Source organism: Pedococcus sp. P2_D9 (genome assembly GCF_056404275.1).
Genome location: NZ_JBFUEI010000015.1, coordinates 59837 through 66038 on the forward strand (window position 1 = coordinate 59837; position 6202 = coordinate 66038).

4 protein-coding genes are annotated in these 6202 nt (G+C 68.4%); all 4 read right to left on the minus strand.

Translation table 11 applies throughout. The annotated features are described in order from the left end of the window. Window positions 1-20 precede the first annotated feature (20 nt). The 4 genes from AC1DXJ_RS19040 to AC1DXJ_RS19055 all read right to left on the minus strand — a co-directional run bounded on the left by AC1DXJ_RS19040 (window position 21) and on the right by AC1DXJ_RS19055 (window position 6157). Window positions 21-1136, minus strand: coding sequence for a DegT/DnrJ/EryC1/StrS family aminotransferase (locus AC1DXJ_RS19040; RefSeq protein WP_477637684.1), 1116 nt, complete (start codon window positions 1134-1136; stop codon window positions 21-23). A 76-nt stretch (window positions 1137-1212) separates the two neighbouring features. Further along, window positions 1213-2337 carry a DegT/DnrJ/EryC1/StrS family aminotransferase gene (locus AC1DXJ_RS19045; RefSeq protein WP_477637685.1) on the minus strand — a complete coding sequence of 375 codons (1125 nt, stop codon included), beginning with the start codon at window positions 2335-2337 and terminating at the stop codon, window positions 1213-1215. 52 nt (window positions 2338-2389) lie between these two features. Beyond that, window positions 2390-3523 carry a glycosyltransferase family 2 protein gene (locus AC1DXJ_RS19050; RefSeq protein ID WP_477637686.1) on the minus strand — a complete coding sequence of 378 codons (1134 nt, stop codon included), beginning with the start codon at window positions 3521-3523 and terminating at the stop codon, window positions 2390-2392. A gap of 48 nt (window positions 3524-3571) precedes the next feature. Beyond that, window positions 3572-6157 carry a DUF4082 domain-containing protein gene (locus AC1DXJ_RS19055; protein ID WP_477637689.1) on the minus strand — a complete coding sequence of 862 codons (2586 nt, stop codon included), beginning with the start codon at window positions 6155-6157 and terminating at the stop codon, window positions 3572-3574. Window positions 6158-6202 lie beyond the last annotated feature (45 nt).

A 6202-nucleotide genomic window follows, 5' to 3' on the forward strand; every position in this document is an offset into this window, starting at 1 on the left:
TCCGGGTTCCCCGCCAGGGCTCACGAGGCGCGGCTGATGGCGGTGAGCAGGACCTCGACGACACGTTCCTGCTGGCTGGTCGAGATGCCGGGGAAGATGGGAATGGACAAGATCTCCCGGGCGGCCCGCTCGCTCACCGGGAACTGGCCGGGTCGCAGACCCAGCTCGGCCATTGCCGGCGCGAGGTGCACCGGCACGGGATAGTGCACTCCGGCTCCCACGCCTTCTGCCTGCAGGCGTCGCAGGACCTCGTCGCGGTCGGGCACCCGTACGACGTACAGGTGCCAGACGTGCTCGTTGCCGGGCAACGTGGTCGGGAGGCGCAGCCGTGGTGTCCCGCCGAGCATCCGGTCGTAGGCCGCTGCTGCCGCACGGCGCTCGCGGTTCCACTCCGGGAGGTGACGCAGCTTGGCGCGCAGCACGACCGCCTGGAGCGTGTCGAGGCGGGAGTTGAAGCCGAACACCGTGTGCTCGTACTTGACCGGGCTGCCGTGGGACCCCAGGAGCCGCACCCGTTGCGCGATCCGCTCGTTGTCGGTGGTGACCGCACCGCCGTCGCCATAGGCGCCCAGGTTCTTGCCGGGATAGAAGCTCGTTGCCGCCGCGTCGCCGAAGGTGCCCGCCGAACGCCCGTACCTCGTTGCCCCTTGCGACTGCGCGCCGTCCTCGATCACCGAGATCCCCCGTTCCGCCAGGGACGGCGGGAGCTGCTCGAACGGCGCCACCTGCCCATAGAGGTCCACCGGGATCACCGCGCGCGTCCGATCGCTGACAGCGTCCTCGACCGCGGCTGGGTCGATCAGCAGGGCGTCCTCGTCCACGTCCACGAAGACTGGTTTGGCGCCCGCGCGCACGACGGCCTCGGCGGTCGCGATGAAGGTGTTCGCCGGAACGATCACCTCGTCCCCATGGCCGACGCCGGTCGCGCGCAGCGCCATCTCCAAGGCATCAGTCCCGTTGCCGACACCGATGCAGGAGTGGCCGCCGATGAACTCGGCGTACTCGTGCTCGAAGGCAGCGACGGCCTTGCCCCCGATGTAGTCGCCCGTGTCGAGCACGTCGGCGAAGCCCGACGCCACCTCTTCGGCGATGAGCGCGTGTTGCAGGGACAGGTCGACGAGCGGGATCGAGTTCACGGGTTCGGCCTCCTGGGCGCGGACGGTGGTGTCGGGTCTTCGACGGTGGTGTCGCGGTCTTCGACGGAAACAGGCATCAGGCCGCTCGCAGCCCAGCCGCTCGACGCACGGCGGAGACCACGACCTCCTGTTCGAGCTCGGTCATGGTGTGGAACATCGGCAGGATGAGGGTGTTGTCGGTCAACCGGTCCGTCACCGGCAGCTCGACTCGCGTGTGCTCGGCGTAGGCAGGCTGCCGGTGGGCGGCCATGATCCCGGCGCGACCGGAGATCCCGTCGGCCGCAAGGGCCGTCAGGAGCTCGTTGCGGCTCAACGGGAAGCCGGCGTCCAGCTCGATCCAGAAGGACTGGAAGTTGGACTCGCCCCAGGGCGGGTCCTCGACCGTGCGCAGCCCGGGGACGTCGACGAGCAGCTCCTGGTAGGCACGCGCGAGCTCACGTCTGCGTTGCACCATCGCGTCGAGCTTGCCGAGCTGGACCAGGCCGACTGCTGCCTGCACGTCGGTCATCCGGTAGTTGAAGCCGACTTCGAGATAGCTCTCGATCACCGGCTGCCGGCTCAGGTGGCGGGCAGCGGCACTGACACTCATCCCGTGCTCTCGCAGCCGACGGGCCCGCTCTGCCAGCTCGGGGTCAGACGTGGTCAGCATGCCGCCCTCGCCCGTCGTGAGCAGCTTCCTGGGGTGGAACGACCACGCCACCAGAGCCGCTGCCGAACCGGTGGGCCCACCGCGGTAGCGCGAACCAGCCGCGCACGCAGCGTCCTCCACGAGGGCGATCCCCCTGCTGTCGCACAGCCGTCGCAGGGGCTCGACATCGGCTGGCATCCCGCCCTGGTCGACGACCACGACCGCGCGGGTGCGCTCGCTCAGCAGCGGCTCCACCGTCCGCACACTGAGGTTGCCGTCGGCGGCTTCCACGTCCGCGAACACAGGGGTCGCGCCGACATACACGGCGCAGTTCGAGGTCGCGATGAAGGAGAAGGAGGGCACCACCACCTCGTCGCCCGGGCCAACGCCCAGGAGATGGAGGGACAGGTGCAGCGCCGAGGTGCACGACGACACGGCCACGCCGTGGGGCGCGCCCACATGGGCGGCGAACGCAGCCTCGAACTCGGCCACTCGCGGCCCTTGGGCGATCCACCCCGAGGCCACGGCCTCGGCGGCCGCTGCGGCCTCCTCCTCGCCGAGCCATGGCTTCATCACCGGAATCACGTGCACCACCAGTCCTCCCGACGCCGCAGCGCCCCGTAGCTCATGGCAGGGCCCTCGAGACGTTCAGCGAGGCTCCGCCGGCGGCTGCTTGGACCTTCACCACCTGATGCCTCTGCCACCACTTGCGGCACTGGTCACCGAGTGACTGCTCCCCTCGACGAAGCCACCAAGCCTCTGCCCGCCGCGCCACTGCGGCCGGCACGAGGAAGGGGCGGAGCAAGGGTGTCGCCCGCACGCCGATACGCCGCCGCAGCTTCAGGGCTCGATACCCCGGAAGGTCTTTCGCCTCGGGCCAGCAGTCGAGGGCGAACGCCACCAGATCTTCGGCGCTGGTCTGCTCGGCACGCCCAAGGCCGTAGGCCTGCGCCGCCACGAGCAACGCCTCAGCCGCCAGCTTTCGGCGCACGAGACCAGAGAGGCGCTTCGACTCCGACAACTTCTCACCACAGTTGTCGAGCACCGACTCGAATACCGAAAGATACTGTCGAAAGGTGTCCAACGACGTGTAGGCCGCGGACATGTTGCTCGTGTGCCGCCGGTAGTACGCCTGGTCCACTCCCCGCACGTAACCGACGTCGGCATGAGCTGCGAGACGCAGCCACATCTCGGTGTCGCCCAGGTGAGGAAGCTCCGGGTTGTACCCGCCCACTCGCTTCTGCAGCGACGTGCGCACGACGACCTCGGGCGAGGAGATCCCCGACTGCGCGAGACGGAATCGGCCTTCGAGCCACACATGCCCGGACCAGACCGACCAGCCTCGAGCCCTCGTGCGCGGGCTCGGAAGTGCGGCGCCCTCGCTGAACCAGAGGACGTTCCCGTAGACGAACCCCACGTTGGGGTGCGTGTCCAACAGGTCGGCTGCACGCCTGAGCGCACCCGGTGCGAGCCGGTCGTCTGCCGACAGGAGGACGGTGTAGTCGCCGTCGGCCCAACCCAGCAGTCCCTCGTTGTAGGTGGCGATGTGTCCCCTGTTGGTCTCGTGGACGATCACCTCGACACGTGGGTCGCGAGCAGCGATGTCCAGCGCGACCTCGGCGCTGCCGTCACCGGATGCGTCATCGATGATGAGCACCTTGACGTCGACGCCTGGCTGGTCGTCCAGGCAGCTGCCCACGGCCTCCTCGAGGTAGTGGCCGTACCTGTAGCACGGCATGACCACGCTGACCGAACTCATCCTCGCCCCCTCTTTCACGGTGTCTCCAGTCGCTGTTTGCTCGTAGACCTATCCGCTCGCGAACACAACGTCGACCCAGTAGTTCGTCGCCTTGAACGAGCTGGACGGGAATGCGCTGGTGCTGCCGTACCGGTAGACACCGTTGCCACCACTCGTTCCGTTCTTCAAGGCATGCAGCGGAGCACGGTCTACCGCAGCCGAGCTGAAGTAGTTGCTGTCCGCGGCATAGTGCCCAGCCGGAGCGAAGTAGGAGGCGACGTAGATGGTTCCCGCAGTCACGGCCACTGGGGTCGCGAAGTTGACCTGCTGCCAGCCCGAAGCCGTCTCGCCGCTGAAGGTCGCCGAGGCGAGCTTCGTCCCCGCCGTGGTCCACAGGCTGCCGATGTGGGTGCCGGTGTTGGAGGCTCCCTTGTAGAAGCGGATACCGGTGATGGACCCGTTGACGTCGGCCTTGAACTTCACGCCCACCTCCACCGGCGAGGCGTCGGTGATGCTCGCGGTGGCAGGCGTTGCCGTCGCATCCCAGATGGTGCAGGCAGTGCACGTGGAGGACCGCGGAGTCACCGCAGCGGAGGCCGCCGAGGCCGGACCTGTGCCGACCGCGTTGGTCGCCGACACCGTGAAGGTGTAAGCAGTTCCGTTGGTCAGCCCGGACACCGTCGTCGTGGACGCGGGCGGGTTGCCGCTGACCGTGACCGGAGTCTGCGCGGTGGTCCCGATGTATGGAGTAACGCGGTAGCTGGTGATCGCGCTGCCACCCGTCGGTGGCACGCTCCAAGTAACGGAAGCCGAGGCGTCTCCCGGCGTGGCAGTCACAGCCGTGGGTGCACCTGGCGCTGTGGCTGCGCCGCCGGAGAACACCACGTCTACCCAGTAGTTGGTGGCATTGAAGGTGTTCGCCGGGAAGGTGCTGGTGGCTCCATAGGCATAGACGCCGTTGCCACCGCTCACCCCGTTGGCCAGGGCGTGCAACGGACCTGCGTCCACCCCGGACGAGCTGAAGTAGCCGCCGTCTGCGGCGTAGTGCCCGTCCGGCGCGTAGTACGACGCCACGTAGGTCGTGCCCGCAGTGACGCTGACCGGAGCAGCCAAGTTGACTTCTTGCCAGCCGGTAGCCGATTCGCCGCTGAAGGTTGCTGACGCCAGCTTCGTGCCCGTCGCGGACCAGAGGCTCCCGACGTGGGTGCCCGTGTTCGTTGCTCCCTTGTAGAACCGGATGCCGGTAATGGTTCCGCTTACGTCAGCCTTGAACTTGACCCCAACCTCCACCGAGGAGTCGTCCACGACGTCGTCGTTCACCGGGGTCGCGGAGGATGGCCAGATCGTGCACGCCGTGCAGTTCGTTCCGGCGATGGGCGTGACCGCAGCCGAGGCAGCCGAGGCAGGTCCGGCGCCAATTGCGTTGGTGGCGGACACCGTGAACGTGTACGCCGTGCCGTTGGTCAACCCGGTCACCGTGGTCGTCGTCGCCGGCGGGCTCCCGCTCACCGTGACGGGCGTCTGGGCGGTCGTCCCGACATAGGGGGTGACCGTGTAGCCCGTGATGGCACTGCCACCGTTCGCCGGSGCMGTCCAGCTGACCGACGCCGASGCRTYKCCKGSKGTCGCCGTCACCCCYGTCGGAGCAGCCGGAGCCGTCGGCGCAGACGGAGTGACAGCGTTGGACGCCGCCGATGCRGGGCCGGTGCCGATGGCATTGGTCGCGGACACCGTGAACGTGTACGCCGTGCCGTTGGTCAACCCGGTCACCGTGGTCGTCGTCGCCGGCGGGCTCCCGYTCACCGTGACGGGCGTCTGSGSGGTCGTCCCGACATAGGGGGTGACCGTGTAGCCCGTGATCGCACTGCCGCCGTTCGCCGGCGCCGTCCAGCTCACCGACGCAGACCCACTGCCTGCCGTGGCGGTCACGGTGCCAGGTGCGGCCGGAGCGGTCGCCGCGGTGTTGGAGAACACGACGTCGACCCAGTAGTTGGTGGCGTTGAAGGTGTTCGCGGGGAAGGTGCTGGTGGCTGCATAGGCGTAGACGCCGTTGCCACCGCTCACGCCGTTCGCCAACGCGTGCAGCGAACCGGAGTCCACCCCTGACGCGTTGAAGTAGGCGCCATCTCCGGCATAGTGACCCACCGGTGCCAGGTACGAAGCGACGTAGACCGTATCAGCCGTCACTGCAACCGGATTGGCGAAGTTGACCTGCTGCCAACCTGAGGCCGTCTCGCCGCTGAACGTTGCTGACGCCAGCTTCGTGCCCGTCGCGGACCACAGGCTCCCGACGTGGGTGCCGGTGTTGAACGCACCCTTGTAGAACCGGATGCCGGTAATGGTTCCGCTCACGTCAGCCGTGAACTTGACCCCGAGTTCCACCGAGGAGTCGTCCGCGACGTCGGCGTTCACCGGCGCTGCCGTGGACGGCCAGATGGTGCAGGAGGTGCACGCTGTGGACCGAGGCGTGACCGCCGCCGACGCCGCCGACGCCTGGCCAGTCCCGATCGCGTTGGTCGCGGACACCGTGAACGTGTACGCCGTGCCGTTGGTCAACCCGGTCACCGTGGTCGTCGTCGCCGGCGGGCTCCCGTTCACCGTGACGGGCGTCTGGGCGGTCGTCCCGACATAGGGGGTGACCGTGTAGCCCGTGATGGCACTGCCACCGTTCGCCGGGGCAGTCCAGCTGACCGACGCCGA